This window comes from Vibrio sp. 03-59-1 (genome assembly GCF_013114135.1).
Lineage (GTDB): Bacteria > Pseudomonadota > Gammaproteobacteria > Enterobacterales > Vibrionaceae > Vibrio > Vibrio cortegadensis.
Window position 1 is genome coordinate 1 of sequence record NZ_VTYA01000026.1, and the last position, 16,051, is coordinate 16,051.

Here is a 16,051-nt window from a genome sequence, read left to right on the forward strand (position 1 = left end):
CGGCATCACTCCATCCATCGTTGTCGTCATCGGTGTCCGCGTTATTGCCCGTGCCGTCGTTATCACTATCAAGGCTTTCCGCTTTATTGTCTGGGAACGCATCTCGGTCATCCTCAACACCATCTTCATCTCGGTCTTGATTCAATGTGGCTTGATTGTTCGTTACAGTTAAAACTAATTTTTCTAATGTAACTATTTGACCTCTAGACTCCTGCTTACGAACCTCTTCCCCCAATAACTCTGCCCCTTGAGTAAGTATCTCAAGTTTTTCTGGAGTGTTCATGTCGTCTACTTGCTGTGGCAATAACTGGACTAAAGCTCTAGCACTATCAGCCAATAATTCATTCTTATCTGCAAGGTAATCACTCATAAGATTAGTTTCAGGCTGTGCAAGCAGTTGATTTATTTCTTTTATTGCCTCTGCTTCACTTTTTCCTTCAACCATTTTCGAATCTACGAGAGTAGTAATTGGTGTAACGACTTTAGAACCAGGAGGAGCAGTCATTAAATAGCCATCCCTTAAAGGAATATCTGGATTATCTTCATCGATAGTCTGCCCCGCAATCGTACTCGCCATTACAGGGTATGAAGTTAAGTCGCCGCCAATTTCAGATACATCAATTAAAGCTCGGCCACCTTCTCCAGATATGGCAAAGGGTTCACCGGGATCCCTTAAGTAGTTTCGATTTAGATCTAGCCAAACTTCTGCATTACGTAAATAACCATCTATAGCCTTAATTTCAAGCACTTGTGATGAACTGTTGTTCTGTTCTACCGAGCTACCATCCCAGCAACCAGATAATAATGTCACCAGTGGCATTGTAACCATTGCCATACTGGTAAGCTTAAATTTCATGTAATCTCCCCCCAACAGATCTAAAGCGCCAAATTTGGAATTGAGCACTTAAAAAAATGTAACAAAATGCAAAATATAAACGCGAAAATAGTAACAAAACCAATAGTGTACATTTCGTGACCATGTAGGCATCTAAATCTGCACAAAACGTGCTTAATGCACAGTTTTATAAATTCAATTGATTCTTGATATGCACGAGGTAGAAAGGCAAGCTAAGCATATGAACTTAAGCAACTATAAAGTAATTCATCCATGCTAGAACCCACTAATAGCAGCGGTGGTATAAAAAATTACACAGCATAAAAAAGTGACATTATTTGGATCAACTTCTAATCAAGTACACAGATGAATTCCTCTACGACCTAGAAAAGGCAGTGATGCGCTAAGGATGAGAGTCGCTAGAATTAGCATTTAGAAAAGTAAGGTTAGTTGGAATATCTCCACATATAATTTCATTCAACCTCAAATAAAACATGATAAACAATAGTTAATAATCAATATTTTTTGAGACACCAATCACCCTGCAGTACGATCTTCGTCTCATTAATAGTGAAAAGTAACATTACAAAAAGTAATAGTAGTGACAAAACTCTCATTTATAAAATTATGCGTTCCGTATTATTCACATGGTTTTCACTCCCCCTAATTTGAGAATTCTAATGAAACTACTAAAAACTACTGCAGCGCTAGCAATCACTGTCGCTTTATTAGCAGGTTGTAATGATGAAGAAACGGTTAATAACTACTTACCAGATACACCAGCACCTACGGCTACTGAAGTAAAAATTGCCACTTACAACTTGTCTTTTGATCGTACTACATTTGAACTTCTAGTTGATGAAATGATGACTAAAGCGACTGATCAACAAGTTCTTATTGATGCTTGGAAAGCTGGTACGTTGACAGACGCCGATGATATTTCAAAAGCTCTAAAAATAATTCAAATTAGAAATATTGCCGCAACTATTCAGACTGAACGTCCAAATGTGATCCTAATGGCCGAGTATAACAACGACGGTACAGCGGAGGATAACCGCGCATTGAACGGATTCCGCCTTAACTACCTTGCAGTACCTCAAAGCCCTAATAGCATTGATGGTGGTGATTTATTAGAACCAATTTCTTTCCCATACGTTGAAAACTACGCAACCAATACAGGTAAACTAAGTGGCTACGATTTAAATAGAGACAATATAGTGGCAACAGATGCAAACAAAGGATCATTTACTTACGCGAATGATTCATGGGGCTTTGGTGAATACCATGGCAAATATGCATTCGCTCTATTATCACAATACGAAATCGATCATGAAAACACTCGGACTTTCCAAAACTTCAAATGGAAAGATATGCCAGGTGAAATTAACCCTGTCGTTGTTGATTGCGATGGTAACGGGTTAACTTGTGGTGATGCATGGTATTCAGATTCGGCCTGGGCAAATTTCCCATTATCATCAAAAAACCACGTTGATGCCCCTATTCTAATACCACAATCGGATGGTTCAACAGAAACGATTCACCTCCTACTGTCTCACCCTACACCACCAATTTTCAACAATGCAGCAATGCATAACATAATCCATAACAGAGCTGAAATTGACTTCTGGGTTGACTATGTGGGTGATAATGCAAGCTACATTTACGATGATAAAGGCGTTACAGGTGGACTGACATCTAGCGCTAAATTTGTCGTGATGGGTGACTTAAATTCAGACCCAGAAAAAGGTGATGGCGATCGTTCAGCGATTCAAGACTTAATGAACCATGCGAAAGTTAATACACAAGCGACAACAGGTAATTATGCACCGGCAAGCTGGGGTGGACCTGAATGTTTAGCAACAGGTGAATGTCGAGCATCAAGTTGGGATACTCCATACCCAAATCAAATAACGAGCACAAGCGGACTCCGTTTAGATCACGTTATCCCATCGGCCAATCTCAATATTACTGAGTCAGGAGTACACTGGCCTGCTACTTTCGAATCAGGTCGTCTTCTTGTGAATGATGAGCGCGTTGGTAACTACGGTAACGGTAAAGACATCTCTTCTGACCACCGTATGGTTTGGATCAAAGCAGAACTATAATCATCAAATTTCCCTCTACGGGTGATTAAACGATACCAAAGCCTCACGCCATAAACGTGAGGCTTTTTCGTAGCCGTCCAATTTAATTAACAGTTAGCCATACCATTTTCGGCGCATTTCAGTACTATTGTAAACAACTAACCAGAATCTGATTTTGAGAACTGAAATTTGCCTAATCCTGATGCAATCACCTTCACCACCATTAATCTTTTCAATTATGTTGAGCCACCCAATGCTTACTACGATTTTGAAAATATTTTGACGCAAGAAGAGTGGCAAAAAAAACAGAAATGGTTTCACGACAAAATCAGCCAGTTAAATTCTGATGTTATTGGTTTTCAAGAAGTCTTTAGCCCCAACGCACTAGAAAAACAGCTTAACCAACTCGGTTATCCCTACTTTTGTACCGTTGATGAACCCAAAGCCGAAGATGGCTATCTATTCCACTCTCCGGTGGTTGCCATTGCATCACGTTTTCCGATTGTGAAGTGCCAACCTGTAGTACCGGACAATGAGTTCATCGCTCGATTTGAAACGAGCACTGATTTTTCATTTAATCGAATTCCAGTACATGCCAGCATTGAATTGCCTCATATAGGCATTACAGATTGTTATGTGGTGCATTTCAAATCTCAACGTCCAAAAGAACCCGTCGAGTTAGAAAATAGAGCAGAGCCAGAACCCATTGCTTATGAAAAAAAACAGCTGAACTCATTACATGATGAACAGTTTGGTTCATGGCTATCCACTCTTCAACGCGGCCTTGAAGCGAATTTACTGCATCGCTACATCACTACTCAAAGAGAAAAAACCGATCAAGCAGTCGTATTAATGGGCGATTTCAATAAGCCCCTATTCAACGAAGAATTTAGTGGCTTACTCTCCTGTGAATTAAGGCGCGATAGATTTAGCCTAGAGTGGCTCGCACCATTTCAACTCAAAGACAGTTGGGATATTTATTGCCAATTGAACGGTGTCGACTTATTAGAAGATAGAGCGCCAACTCATTATTACGGAGCAAAAGGATCGGTATTGGATTACATACTGTTATCTAATGAGTTCGACTGTCATAACTCATCTAATATTCTAGAGGTGGTGAAATATAAGGTAACGGATCAACATATCATCAACCCTAGTTTTGAACACGATCAATTCAGTACCGATCATGCATTAGTTTCAATCACAGCTCAAATTCGACATGCATAGAGAAAACGACCCTGAATGCATTCAAGCTAATCACTCGGGTTATTTTTGTATGACGATTATTTTAGTAGTAAAATGTAACAAACTCAGAAAGAAGATATCATACGCGACTATTATTTTACGCGATTAAGTGTATGATATTTGTTAATTTCAGCACCAAATCGATACGCGAATGAACCAATCCCAATTACTATTAGACATCACGACACACGCCTTATTACATCTGGAATTCAAAAAACTCGACAAACACCTTTCCATAGCAGAAATCAATAACCTGCTGGTTCAATATCTTAAGCGCATCGCTAAGTCGAATCGATACAAAGCCGTAAGAAAGACCACGAAAAAGTGGCTATTAATTGGCAGACAATCTGGCAGCAATCTTGAGTCCGTGCTAGTCAAAAATAGAGATAGTCTCGTCCAAACATGCTCGACCGATTTGTTCCGTTTTGTCGATCTAATTGGCAGAATTGAAACTCAGCTTCGAACTAAAATTCAATACTCCCATGCTCATAATATCGATCTGAATGCACGTTACGGAAAAGTCTTAGTTTGTGTCGTAGATGAAGATTTAACATCAAGTTTTGATGAACATGGAATGATGAGCAAATCGACCCAGATTCTGTTTATCGGAAGCTCAGAACATAAAGAGATGTTTTCAATCATTGTCGACCAGAGCGATCACTTTCAATCCGTCGTGGCTTATGAAGATAAAGAACACCTGCGCGTCGAATTGTTTAGGATGTAATACCATCGACTATTTGATAAAGCCAAAATCGATGGGTTCAATCCACATACTTATGTCGATTTTCAGATAGGACACTATCTCGACTTGAGCCAATGGTGTCCCATATCTGGTTAACTAAATTCGGGTGACTGTCGGCAAACTTCTGACCAAACACTAAATAATAGTCCTTCGTGATGATGGCTGGTTGAACCTGCTCCACATCTGGATAGTCATCATTACTGTTTAAGAAATCTAAAGCTGTTGAATCTTGTACCGCTATTGCTGCTAAACGTTGTAACTTAAGCATTCCAAATAATTGAGACGTGGTTTTAACTTCATAAACCTTAACTTTTCTTTTTTCTAATTCTCTTACAATTGAAAACCCTAAATGGGCCCCCACTTGCTTATTTGTTTGTGTCAGGTTTTCGCCATCCCAATCAAGCGGCTTATTCTTTAATTTATAAAAGTAATAGCCTAACGTTGCAACTCGCTTCGTGCTATCAAGTTTACCTTCCACCATTGGATAGCTCGCATATTTTTCACGTTGTGCATTGTGAGAGAGAATAAACGCGCCATCCACTTTCCCCGTTTTTAGGTACTGCAACACCCTTTTGCCAGGTAGACGGACGTACCTCACATTGATACCCAACTCGCTCATACTTTTATTTATGAGATCTATTGATAAACCCGGAGGGTCAGCAACATCTCGGCCGCTTCCCATCTGAAATGGGTAAGATTGTGTATCTGAATAAGCAAGAATTATCGTTTCAGAGGCCAAAGACAGACCAGAAAAGAGAGAGACGGATAAGGCAACCCAAAGTTTCAAACCATTATTAATCATAAGCCCCCCAACTATCTTATTGATAGAACAGAATATATCCTTAAAGTGCGATTATCTCCACCCAGTAGATAAAGATAACTCATATAATACTGACTTTATTCTGACAAACTCCCCAACGGGTCACAATATTCGCTTGCAAATTAATATTTTATAAAATGATCATTAATTGAATATTCGAGTGTTTTCTTGGCTAAGCTTGAGCAACAGGCATCTCACGTTAGATTCTATGTCTATTAGCTTTAACATGGCGAATATCTCCCTCTCTTCACCGATTTCAAATCACCTCACGCCGATGTATAGCTTTTGAACGTACTCTTTAGAGATTTTTATCTAACGAAATATGAAATTCGCTCGCTCTACTGACAAAATCATCAGTGATGAATATCACCTTTTTTGGCCTCATCGAAACGTATCGATGACAAAGATCACACATTCACATTTCGTGATGTGCAAATTATAAAATCAACGCTATTATCACCATCGAAACGTATCGATGGGCATTTTTCGAGCTATCTCAAACTCATTAACTCGGACCATCTACACTTTAAAGGTCGTAATATGAAAAAAAGTACCCTACTCAACTCTGAAATGTCTTTTTTGGTGGCGACTCTTGGCCACACCGATGAAATCACTATTTGCGATGCTGGATTACCGATTCCGGATTTTGTTCAACGTATTGACCTCGCCCTCACCCATGGCGTTCCAAGCTTCATTGACACGGTAAAAGTCACGTTAGACGAATCGCAAATTGAAGGCGTTATCATCGCAGAAGAATTTTCCAAGGTAAGCCCAGATCTTCACGGCTTGCTTATTGAAGAACTTAAGGCAGAAGAACTACGTTGTAAAAAAACCATCACCATTGCTTACCTACCACACGAAGAGTTCAAAGCCCGCACAGCAGAGAGCCGAGCGGTAATAAGAACAGGTGAATGCACTCCCTACGCAAACGTGATTTTTCAAGCCGGTGTGACCTTTTAATGCTTGGCTTAATTCACCAGAAAATGAAATTCGCTAACGTTGAGGACCAAAAATGACTCAAGCAATTTTAGAACTAGATTCCATTGAAAAAGCATTCCCTGGCGTTAAAGCACTCGATAAAGCCAGCCTGAATGTTTATCCCGGCCGAGTAATGGCACTTATGGGAGAGAATGGAGCTGGTAAATCAACCTTAATGAAAGCGCTAACTGGCATCTACGCGATGGACGCAGGGAGTATTCAATATCAAGGGCAACCTGCATCATTTAAAGGTCCGCGAGACTCTCAACAAGCTGGTATCAGCATTATCCACCAGGAGCTGAACTTAATTCCTGAGCTGACAATCGCAGAGAACATCTTCCTTGGTCGAGAAATCACCGGAACGATGGGTCGTATTCTATGGAATGAGATGTACCAAGCGGCAGACAAATTACTGGCTCGCTTAAATGTTAAGCACAGCTCAAAAACGCCATTAGGTCATTTAAGCCTTGGTGAGCAGCAAATGGTCGAGATTGCTAAAGCGCTGTCATTTGAGTCTAAGGTCATCATCATGGATGAACCCACCGATGCACTGACCGATACCGAAACAGAGTCGTTGTTCAAGGTCATTAATGAACTAAGAGCAGAAGGGTGCGGCATTGTTTATATTTCACACCGTTTGAAAGAGATTTTTGAGATTTGCGATGACATCACCGTTTTACGTGATGGCAAATTCATTGGTCAACGCACCGTTGCTGAAACCGATGAAGATATGCTTATCGAAATGATGGTTGGACGTAAGCTAGACGAACAATATCCACGCATTAATGCCGAACACGGCACCGTTTGTTTAGAAGTTAAAAATCTATGTGGCTCCGGTGTTAATAATATCAGCTTCACGTTAGATCACGGTGAGATCCTCGGTATTTCAGGTTTGATGGGTGCAGGTCGAACGGAATTAATGAAAGTCATTTACGGTGCACTGCCCTATGAGTCTGGTGAAATTAGACTGCACGGCAAAACCATCAACCCCATAAGCCCTCAAGATGGGTTAGCAAATGGCATTGCTTATATATCTGAAGATAGGAAAGGCGATGGGCTCGTACTTGGTCTTTCCGTCAAAGAAAACATGTCCATTTGTGCGCTTGATAAGCTCACCAAAGGAATGCAGATCCAACATAAAGATGAAGCCATTGCTGTTGAAGATTTCATAAAACTTTTCAATATCAAAACGCCAAGCCGCGATCAGATCATCGGCAACCTTTCCGGTGGTAACCAGCAAAAGGTTGCAATTGCAAAAGGGTTAATGACTCGTCCCAACGTATTGATTCTCGATGAGCCAACTCGTGGTGTTGATGTCGGTGCGAAAAAAGAGATTTACCAACTGATCAACAAATTTAAAGCCGAAGGGATGAGCATCATTCTAGTTTCATCTGAAATGCCTGAGGTATTAGGCATGAGTGACCGTATTTTGGTTATGCATGAAGGGCACATAAGTGGCGAATTTGAAGCAAAAGATGCCAACCAAGAATTACTACTGGCGTGCGCAGTCGGTAAAAAGATTAACGAGGAAGCAGCATGAGTAGCAAAACAATGAGCAAGACAAACTCAGATACTGAAAAAAACATGAAGAAACCACTGATTAGCAAAGAGTGGCTCATTGAGCAGAAATCACTTATCGCTCTTATTTTTCTGATTGTCGTGGTTTCATTTTTGAACCCTAACTTTTTTACTCTCGACAACATTCTCAATATTCTTAGACAAACATCCGTTAACGCTATTATTGCCGTCGGTATGACACTGGTTATTTTAACGGCTGGTATCGATTTAAGTGTTGGCTCTGTACTTGCGCTTTGTGGTGCATTTGCGGCTAGCTTAATAGGAATGGAAGTGCCCGTTATTATCGCCGTTCCTACCGCATTGTTAGCTGGCGCTGCACTTGGCGCAATCAGCGGTATCATTATTGCCAAAGGTAAAGTACAAGCTTTCATTGCCACACTCGTCACCATGACTCTGCTTCGTGGTGTCACTATGGTCTACACCGATGGCCGCCCTATCTCGACGGGTTTTACTGATACTGGCGATGCGTTTGCATGGTTTGGTACCGGTTACGCTCTTGGCATTCCTGTCCCTGTATGGCTGATGGTGATTGTGTTTGCTTCTGTCTGGTATCTGCTTAATCACACTCGCTTTGGTCGCTATGTTTACGCGCTAGGTGGAAACGAATCTGCCACTCGCCTTTCTGGTATCAATGTTGATCGCGTGAAAATTGGTGTTTACGCCATCTGTGGCTTACTTGCTGCATTAGCAGGGTTGATCGTGACCTCACGCTTATCATCCGCCCAACCGACCGCTGGTATGGGTTACGAACTTGATGCAATTGCCGCGGTTGTTCTCGGTGGCACAAGTTTAGCCGGAGGTAGAGGCCGGATCATGGGAACGCTCATTGGCGCTCTTATCATCGGTTTCTTAAACAATGCACTGAACTTACTAGACGTCTCTTCTTACTACCAGATGATCGCGAAAGCGGTGGTTATTTTGCTGGCAGTATTAGTCGATAACAAAAACAAATAGCAATATAGATAACATTATTAATAAATGGTTCTTTTCTAACGAGAAAGGTTGAAGTTACTCGTTAGAAAGCAGGCAACACTCTTGATAACATAACGACGATAACGAACTGGGTTTAACCTAGATCACCCCTACTACAAGGATTTTAACGATGAATAAATTAGCTACTCTAATTTCAGCCGCTGTTCTTTCTGCTTCTGTTAGTGCAACAGCACAAGCTCAAGATACTATGGCAATCGTACTTTCGACGCTAAACAACCCTTTCTTCGTAACAATGAAAGATGGAGCTGAAGCAAAAGCAGAAGAGCTAGGCTACAACCTTATTGTTCTGGATTCACAAAATGACCCAAGTAAAGAGCTTTCAAACATTGAAGATTTGACGGTTCGTGGCGTGAAGGCAATCCTGATTAACCCAACGGATTCAGACGCCGTATCTAACGCGATTCGTATGGCTAACCGCTCTAAGATCCCTGTATTGACTCTTGACCGTGGTGCAAGCCGTGGTGATGTCGTGAGTCACATCGCTTCTGATAATGTTATCGGTGGTGAAATGGCGGGACACTTCATCATGGAAAAAGTAGGTGAAAAAGCGAAAGTCATTCAATTAGAAGGTATTGCTGGTACTTCTGCGGCTCGTGAACGTGGTGAAGGTTTTATGAACTCAGTTAAAGGTAGCCATATGGAGCTACTTGCTAGCCAGCCAGCTGATTTTGACCGCACTAAAGGCCTTAACGTAATGGAAAACTTGCTTGCAGCAAACCCAGACGTTCAAGCCGTTTTCGCTCAAAATGATGAAATGGCATTAGGTGCGGTTCGCGCGGTTCAAGCGTCGGGTAAAGATGTGATGATCGTTGGTTTTGACGGCACCGATGACGGGATTGCAGCGGTAAATCGCGGCATTCTAGCAGCAACAGTAGCTCAACAACCTGACATGATTGGTTCTTTAGGTATTGAGATTGCAGATAAAATCCTAAAAGGCGAAAAAGTAGAAGCGTACATCCCAGTACCTCTAAAAATTATCGCTAAATAATCATTAACGCATCCATTAGCATTTTCGCTAATCGAAAATAGTGAGGGGAAATGTCCCCTCATTTTTCAGAGTTGATTGGTGTGACACTTAGCTGGCTAGGCTGCACACCTATAAACTTTTCCATACGATATATCTCAAGGTTCGTATTATGAATAAACTCGTTGTTTTAGGTAGTGTTAACGCCGACCATGTCCTTCAAGTTCCATCTTTCCCTCGTCCTGGTGAAACTCTTGTTGGTGCTAATTACCAAGTGATCCCAGGTGGAAAAGGGGCAAATCAAGCCGTCGCAGCAGCGCGTTTAAACGCAGATATCGGATTCATTAGCTGCGTTGGAGATGACTCATTTGGCATCAAGATTCGAAATGAATTTGCCAATGATGGTATTAACATTGATGGCGTGATCGTGGCTGATAATACGCCAACTGGTATTGCGATGATTCAAGTATCAGCGGCAGGCGAAAATAGCATCTGCTTATCTCCAGAAGCCAACGATAAACTCACAGTAGATCAAATTGCGCAACACTCAGACAGCATTCGCAATGCTAAATATTTACTGACTCAACTGGAGACTCCAATTGAAGGCATTGAATATGCGATTGAGATTGCCAAACAAAACAAGACAAACGTGATACTCAACCCCGCTCCTGCTCAGCCTCTTTCGGACAAGCTGTTATCCTGTATCGATGTGATCACGCCTAACGAAACGGAAGCTGAAGTACTAACTGGCATTACCGTTACCGACAATGAATCAGCACAGCTTGCCGCCAATGCGCTGCATTTAAAAGGCATTGAAATTGTGATGATCACACTTGGCGCAAAAGGCGTTTGGTTAAGTCAAAATGGACGTGGTGAATTGATCTCGGGATTCAAAGTAAAAGCGACAGACACCACAGCTGCTGGGGATACCTTTAATGGTGCATTAGTGACTGGTTTAATTGAAGAAATGTCTTTAGAATCAGCGATCAAATTTGCACACGCGGCAGCGGCTATTTCTGTCACTCGCTTTGGTGCACAAACCTCTATACCCAATAGAGAAGAGACAGACATTTTTTTAAAAGCGCAAGGGTAATATAACCACTGCTTCACTGTTTACTCCCTTCAATGAGCGACTCTTATTTTACGCTCATTGAACAGAGCTTTAGACATACATTTACAAGGATCGATTCATGGCAACAATGAAAGATGTAGCAAAACTGGCCGGGGTATCTTCTTCTACCGTCAGTCATGTCGTCAATCGCTCTCGTTTTGTCAGTGACGAAATCGCTGAACGCGTCAACAATGCCGTCAAAGAACTCAATTACGCCCCTTCAGCCCTAGCGCGTAGTTTAAAAGTAAAATGTACAAAAACCGTTGGTATGCTAGTCACAACCTCCACCAATCCATTTTTTGGTGAAGTCGTAAAAGGCGTTGAACGTCGCTGTTACGAAAAAGGCTACAACCTAATTTTATGCAATACAGAAGGTGATGACGAACGAATGAAAGCATCCATTGATACGCTGCTGCAAAAGCGTGTTGATGGGCTAATGCTGATGTGTTCAACCCTTGAAGGTCAACAAATTGATGTATTTAGCCGCTATCCTGATTTACCAGTGGTGGTGATGGACTGGGGCGAGATATCATTTGCGAGTGACAAAATTCAAGATAATTCTCATCAAGGGGGCTATCTAGCCACTCAGCATTTAATCAAGCAGGGTCACCGTCAAATAGGGTGTATCACTGGGCCGCTTTTTCGCAGCCAAGCATTGTCACGCTATCAAGGTTTTCAGCAAGCAATGGCCGAAGCTGAAATAGAGGTGAACCCTGATTGGATAGTAGAATCCAACTTCGAATGCGATGGCGGTTTCGATGCTTTTCACCATTTACAAGCAAACGGGCCGCTGCCAAGTGCCATATTCGTTAGTAATGATATGATGGCGATGGGCTTGATTAATGCAGCATCTGAAGCCAATGTTCGCATTCCCAATGATCTTTCAATCATTGGTTATGATGACATTCGCCTTGCAAAATACATGACTCCGTCACTCACAACTATCCACCAGCCTAAATATCGATTAGGCCAATCAGCGGTTGATGCCCTGCTCTATCGCCTAGAAAACCCCGATGACGAACCACAGATAGTGCAATTGGATCCGAGTTTGGTTGAACGTAAAAGCGTTAAAAATGTGAACACCTAACCAAAATTTATCGACACATATTGCTCACATCACTTCGGATAACAAAACCTCTAACCATTCACCAGCCTTGATTAGAGGTTTTTCAACCACACACCTAATTTCGTACTATATTATTGGCGCGAATGATTATTAGCGCAAATGATTATCGGCGGACGATGATCTCTCGCGGTACCAACTCCACTCCGGCTTGATAACGCTTCGCGGAGGCATTAAGAGCAAGGGCTAAAGCGCTGTCTGCAATCACTTCAAACTGCTGAGGCAAAGAGTTTATTTTGGTCGGTAGAAAATCCAATAAGCGATTATCACCAAATGTCGCAAGTTTGATCTTTTTCATTAAATCTGGGTGTTCTAGCAAAACATCGAGCATCCCTTCTAGTAAGGTATAAGATGTCGCGACAATCGCATCAGGAACTTCTCCTCTCTTCACCCACTCATTCAACACGCTCTTACCTGCCTCACGATTGAAGTGTTCTCCATAACCAATTTGAGCTACTTTTGACTGAGCTTTCAATGCTGACTCAAAACCTTGTTGACGCTCACGAGAGATATTCAAATCAGGTAAAGCTCCAATCAACCCAACGGTTTCTACTTCATCGATTAACAGCGAGTGCGTTAATTCAAACGCAGCACCGAAATCTTCACTGATCACACAGCAAAAGTGCTCGTCATCTAATGGACGGTCAATCGCAATGACGGGCGTACCTGAGTTTTGCAGTTTGAGATAAAACGCGTTGGCGTCAGGTATCGCACTGGCCACAAATAGCGCATCGATTCGACGACTAACCAAAGCTTCTGCCACTTTCATTTCCGTTTCAGGATCATCATCTGAGCAACCAATCAAAATTTGGTAGCCCGCTTTACGCGAATTTTGCTCCAATAGTTTGGCTAAACGAGCGTAACTGGTGTTCTCCAGATCCGGAATAATCAAACCAAAAGAACGGCTATTACCCGCACGCAGAGACGATGCGGCATGATCAGGGCGATAGTTATGCTCCTCGACAACGGCCATGACTTTCTTCTGTGTTTTTTCACTGATCCGGTACTTTTGAGCTTTCCCATTAATCACATAACTTGCTGTCGTTTTTGATACACCTGCCAGCTTTGATATTTCATCCAGTGTCATATGGATAACCCTTATTCTGTGCGACGGATCATATAAATTCAGATCCGATCTTTTGATAAGTTGAATTATACGCTGAATCGATTCAGTATAAAAGCTGAAAGGATTCAGCAAAATCCAAAATGGTTTTTCAAACACAGTATTTGTAAGATCATCCATACGGTTAACAGCATTATGCTTACTTCGATAAAAAAGCGTTTGCTGAATTTTTTTAAAATTTTTGCTGAAACGATTCAGCTAAAGTTAAGCAAACATCAATCAGTCGTCTGTTTAACGTTGCGAACATCGTTGAAACTAAAACTAATACAGCGGAAACGCTAAGAGGCCACATGTTGAAATTAACAAGCCAAGACATCACCCTTCTTCAATCTGCTCCTGATAAGTTGACGGCGATTGATGCGATTGCCGCTGATTTAACCTCGAAAGGTTTCGTCGCAGACGGCTACATTGACGGTATGATCAATCGAGAAAAACAAAATTCAACCTTCCTCGGAAACGGCATTGCAATTCCACACGGCACAACGGATACCCGAGATTTAGTCAAACAAACTGGCATTACCGTCCACCATTTTCCTCAAGGTGTTCAATGGGGAGACAACAACACCGTTTATGTTGCTATCGGTATCGCGGCCAAATCTGACGAACACTTGGAAATTCTCAAGCAACTGACCAAAGTGCTGTCCGATGATGGTATCGAAGAGTGTCTAAGATTAGCGAATACAAAAGATGAGATTATTGCCATCCTCAATGGTCAAGCTCAGCTAAATGCCGATTTTGATGCGTCGTTGATTCAGCGCCTTTTTCCAGCAAGCGATATGATTCAAATGAGCGCGGTAGCAGGTGGTTTACTCAGTAATACTGGTTGTGCTGAATCTGAATTTGTTGCGGAACTTGTCACGAAAAAGCCGACACATTTAGGAAAAGGCTTATGGCTTGTGAGCAGTGATAAAGCCGTAAAACGCACAGGTATCTCATTTGTCACCACCGCGAATGATTGCAACTACCAAGGTGAGCCAGTTAAAGGGTTAATCGCCATCGCAGCTTGTAATCATGCCCACAAAAATGCCCTCAACACAATCGGACAACTGGTGTTCAATCAGCAGCAAGAGACATTACTCAATGCTGATACACCACAACTGTTAACCATCTTCAACAACAACGAAGTTGATACATCAACGGAAGACGAACCATCAAGTCTCCCTAGTGATAACACTGGCATATTCAAAATTAAAAATGTCCATGGTTTACATGCTAGACCGGGCGCCATGCTTGTTGCTGAAGCGAAGCGGTTTGAATCAACTATCAAAGTTGCCAACCTCAATGGCGATTCAAAACCTGTCAACGCAAAAAGCTTAATGAAAGTCATTGCGATGGGTGTTCGACACGGCCATGAACTTCAATTTACTGCGGAAGGTGCGGATGCGCCTCAAGCCATAGAAGCCATTGGCCAAGCGATTTCTGCTGGTCTTGGTGAAGGTTAAGGGGCCACAAATGACAAACTCAATCCAGGGAAACTCAACTCGAACCCCAGAGAAGCAAACCAAGGTTGTGACGATCACGCTTAACCCAGCACTCGATTTAACGGGAAGCCTCAACACTTTCAATCTTGGCTCCGTTAGCCTTGTCAATCAAAGCTCGCTTCATGCAGCCGGCAAGGGCGTAAATGTAGCAAAAGTATTAAGTGAGCTTGGAGCAAAAGTCACCGTCACAGGCTTTCTAGGCAGAGATAACGAAGAGTTGTTTTGCCAACTGTTTAACGACATCGGTGCAAAGGATCAATTTATTCGCGTGAATGGAGCGACTCGAATTAACGTTAAGTTGGTTGAACAAAGTGGTGGTGTCAGCGACATCAATTTCCCAGGCGTCACCGTTACTTCTAACGACATAAAACAGTTTGAACAGACACTATTTGGCCTTGCCGACGATCACGAATACTTTGTGATTGCAGGCAGTTTACCCAATGGGATCTCACCAGAACTTTGCGCGTCTTGGATTAAACAGCTTCACCAAATGGGTAAAAAAGTTCTATTTGATAGCAGCCGTGGTGCTCTCGCAGCGGGTTTAAATGCACAGCCTTGGTTGATTAAACCTAACGATGAAGAGCTTTCTCAATTCGTCGGGCGAGATCTAAAGACACCACTTCAATGTCAGCAGGCAGCATCAGAGTTAGCACAAAAAGGAATCGATAACATTGTGGTTTCGATGGGTGCGGAAGGCGTGATGTGGTTGAACCAAGGTGAATGGCTACGTTCTTACCCACCCCAAATGAAGGTTGTAAGTACCGTTGGCGCTGGCGATACGCTCGTTGCAGGACTTTGCTGGGGCCACATGCAAGCCATGAACAAAGATGAATTACTCATTTTTTCTACCGCTTTATCTGCACTAGCCGTTTCGCAGGTCGGCGTGGGAATAAAGAGCCAACAAGAGCTCGACAATACACAGAAACAAATCAAACTTGAATCGCTTAGCCTCGCGGCGAGCCAATAAGACAAAG

At 42.2% G+C, this 16,051-nt stretch carries 13 protein-coding genes and 1 pseudogene; 11 read left to right on the forward strand and 3 right to left on the reverse strand.

What is annotated here, in order from left to right; translation table 11 throughout:
- Nucleotides 1-856 (reverse strand): annotated as a pseudogene (locus tag F0249_RS18400) (DUF3372 domain-containing protein); the annotation flags it as partial.
- Nucleotides 857-1,515: 659 nt separating this feature from the next.
- Here F0249_RS18400 and F0249_RS18405 point away from each other — a divergent pair.
- The 3 genes from F0249_RS18405 (at nucleotide 1,516) to F0249_RS18415 (ending at nucleotide 4,888) form a co-directional block, all read left to right on the forward strand.
- On the forward strand, nucleotides 1,516-2,940 hold the full coding sequence (locus F0249_RS18405) for an endonuclease/exonuclease/phosphatase family protein (RefSeq protein ID WP_171757428.1): 1,425 nt from the start codon (nucleotides 1,516-1,518) through the stop codon (nucleotides 2,938-2,940).
- Nucleotides 2,941-3,108: 168 nt separating this feature from the next.
- Complete coding sequence (locus F0249_RS18410; protein ID WP_171757429.1) at nucleotides 3,109-4,146, forward strand: endonuclease/exonuclease/phosphatase family protein; 1,038 nt, start codon at nucleotides 3,109-3,111, stop codon at nucleotides 4,144-4,146.
- Nucleotides 4,147-4,315: 169 nt separating this feature from the next.
- The gene (locus tag F0249_RS18415; protein WP_171757430.1) at nucleotides 4,316-4,888 is read left to right on the forward strand and encodes a DUF2913 family protein; all 573 of its coding nucleotides are present in this window, start codon (nucleotides 4,316-4,318) and stop codon (nucleotides 4,886-4,888) included.
- A 37-nt stretch (nucleotides 4,889-4,925) separates the two neighbouring features.
- On the opposite strand, the gene F0249_RS18420 is transcribed toward F0249_RS18415, so the two are convergent.
- On the reverse strand, nucleotides 4,926-5,708 hold the full coding sequence (locus F0249_RS18420) for an ABC transporter substrate-binding protein (RefSeq protein WP_171757431.1): 783 nt from the start codon (nucleotides 5,706-5,708) through the stop codon (nucleotides 4,926-4,928).
- A gap of 558 nt (nucleotides 5,709-6,266) precedes the next feature.
- Between F0249_RS18420 and rbsD the strand changes: the two genes are divergently transcribed.
- From rbsD to F0249_RS18450, 6 genes are all read left to right on the forward strand, one after another.
- The gene (gene rbsD, locus F0249_RS18425; RefSeq protein ID WP_029203455.1) at nucleotides 6,267-6,686 is read left to right on the forward strand and encodes a D-ribose pyranase; all 420 of its coding nucleotides are present in this window, start codon (nucleotides 6,267-6,269) and stop codon (nucleotides 6,684-6,686) included.
- A 52-nt stretch (nucleotides 6,687-6,738) separates the two neighbouring features.
- The gene (rbsA, locus tag F0249_RS18430) at nucleotides 6,739-8,244 is read left to right on the forward strand and encodes a ribose ABC transporter ATP-binding protein RbsA (RefSeq protein WP_017053411.1); all 1,506 of its coding nucleotides are present in this window, start codon (nucleotides 6,739-6,741) and stop codon (nucleotides 8,242-8,244) included.
- Nucleotides 8,241-9,236, forward strand: a complete 996-nt coding sequence (gene rbsC / locus F0249_RS18435; RefSeq protein WP_171757432.1) for a ribose ABC transporter permease — start codon at nucleotides 8,241-8,243, stop codon at nucleotides 9,234-9,236. The genes rbsA and rbsC overlap by 4 nt, the downstream gene beginning before the upstream one ends.
- A 148-nt stretch (nucleotides 9,237-9,384) precedes the next feature.
- On the forward strand, nucleotides 9,385-10,263 hold the full coding sequence (gene rbsB / locus F0249_RS18440) for a ribose ABC transporter substrate-binding protein RbsB (RefSeq protein ID WP_017053413.1): 879 nt from the start codon (nucleotides 9,385-9,387) through the stop codon (nucleotides 10,261-10,263).
- Nucleotides 10,264-10,411: 148 nt separating this feature from the next.
- On the forward strand, nucleotides 10,412-11,332 hold the full coding sequence (gene rbsK / locus F0249_RS18445) for a ribokinase (RefSeq protein WP_171757433.1): 921 nt from the start codon (nucleotides 10,412-10,414) through the stop codon (nucleotides 11,330-11,332).
- 97 nt (nucleotides 11,333-11,429) lie between these two features.
- Nucleotides 11,430-12,437, forward strand: a complete 1,008-nt coding sequence (locus F0249_RS18450; protein ID WP_171757434.1) for a substrate-binding domain-containing protein — start codon at nucleotides 11,430-11,432, stop codon at nucleotides 12,435-12,437.
- A 142-nt stretch (nucleotides 12,438-12,579) separates the two neighbouring features.
- On the opposite strand, the gene cra is transcribed toward F0249_RS18450, so the two are convergent.
- The gene (gene cra / locus F0249_RS18455) at nucleotides 12,580-13,716 is read right to left on the reverse strand and encodes a catabolite repressor/activator (RefSeq protein WP_171757435.1); all 1,137 of its coding nucleotides are present in this window, start codon (nucleotides 13,714-13,716) and stop codon (nucleotides 12,580-12,582) included.
- Nucleotides 13,717-13,886: 170 nt separating this feature from the next.
- On the opposite strand from cra, the gene fruB reads away from it, so the two are divergent.
- Together fruB and pfkB are read left to right on the forward strand one after the other, a co-directional pair.
- Nucleotides 13,887-15,038, forward strand: coding sequence for a fused PTS fructose transporter subunit IIA/HPr protein (gene fruB / locus F0249_RS18460; RefSeq protein ID WP_171757436.1), 1,152 nt, complete (start codon nucleotides 13,887-13,889; stop codon nucleotides 15,036-15,038).
- Nucleotides 15,039-15,048: 10 nt separating this feature from the next.
- Complete coding sequence (gene pfkB / locus F0249_RS18465; RefSeq protein WP_171757437.1) at nucleotides 15,049-16,044, forward strand: 1-phosphofructokinase; 996 nt, start codon at nucleotides 15,049-15,051, stop codon at nucleotides 16,042-16,044.
- Nucleotides 16,045-16,051: the final 7 nt, after the last annotated feature.

Bases quoted from the DNA above. Each gene is read 5' to 3' on its own strand.
- F0249_RS18405 (WP_171757428.1), top strand. From the start codon at position 1,516: ATGAAACTACTAAAAACTACTGCAGCGCTAGCAATCACTGTCGCTTTA.
- F0249_RS18415 (WP_171757430.1), top strand. From the start codon at position 4,316: ATGAACCAATCCCAATTACTATTAGACATCACGACACACGCCTTATTA.
- F0249_RS18420 (WP_171757431.1), bottom strand. From the start codon at position 5,708: ATGATTAATAATGGTTTGAAACTTTGGGTTGCCTTATCCGTCTCTCTC.
- rbsD (WP_029203455.1), top strand. From the start codon at position 6,267: ATGAAAAAAAGTACCCTACTCAACTCTGAAATGTCTTTTTTGGTGGCG.
- rbsA (WP_017053411.1), top strand. From the start codon at position 6,739: ATGACTCAAGCAATTTTAGAACTAGATTCCATTGAAAAAGCATTCCCT.
- rbsC (WP_171757432.1), top strand. From the start codon at position 8,241: ATGAGTAGCAAAACAATGAGCAAGACAAACTCAGATACTGAAAAAAAC.
- rbsB (WP_017053413.1), top strand. From the start codon at position 9,385: ATGAATAAATTAGCTACTCTAATTTCAGCCGCTGTTCTTTCTGCTTCT.
- rbsK (WP_171757433.1), top strand. From the start codon at position 10,412: ATGAATAAACTCGTTGTTTTAGGTAGTGTTAACGCCGACCATGTCCTT.
- F0249_RS18450 (WP_171757434.1), top strand. From the start codon at position 11,430: ATGGCAACAATGAAAGATGTAGCAAAACTGGCCGGGGTATCTTCTTCT.
- cra (WP_171757435.1), bottom strand. From the start codon at position 13,716: ATGGATGATCTTACAAATACTGTGTTTGAAAAACCATTTTGGATTTTG.
- fruB (WP_171757436.1), top strand. From the start codon at position 13,887: ATGTTGAAATTAACAAGCCAAGACATCACCCTTCTTCAATCTGCTCCT.
- pfkB (WP_171757437.1), top strand. From the start codon at position 15,049: ATGACAAACTCAATCCAGGGAAACTCAACTCGAACCCCAGAGAAGCAA.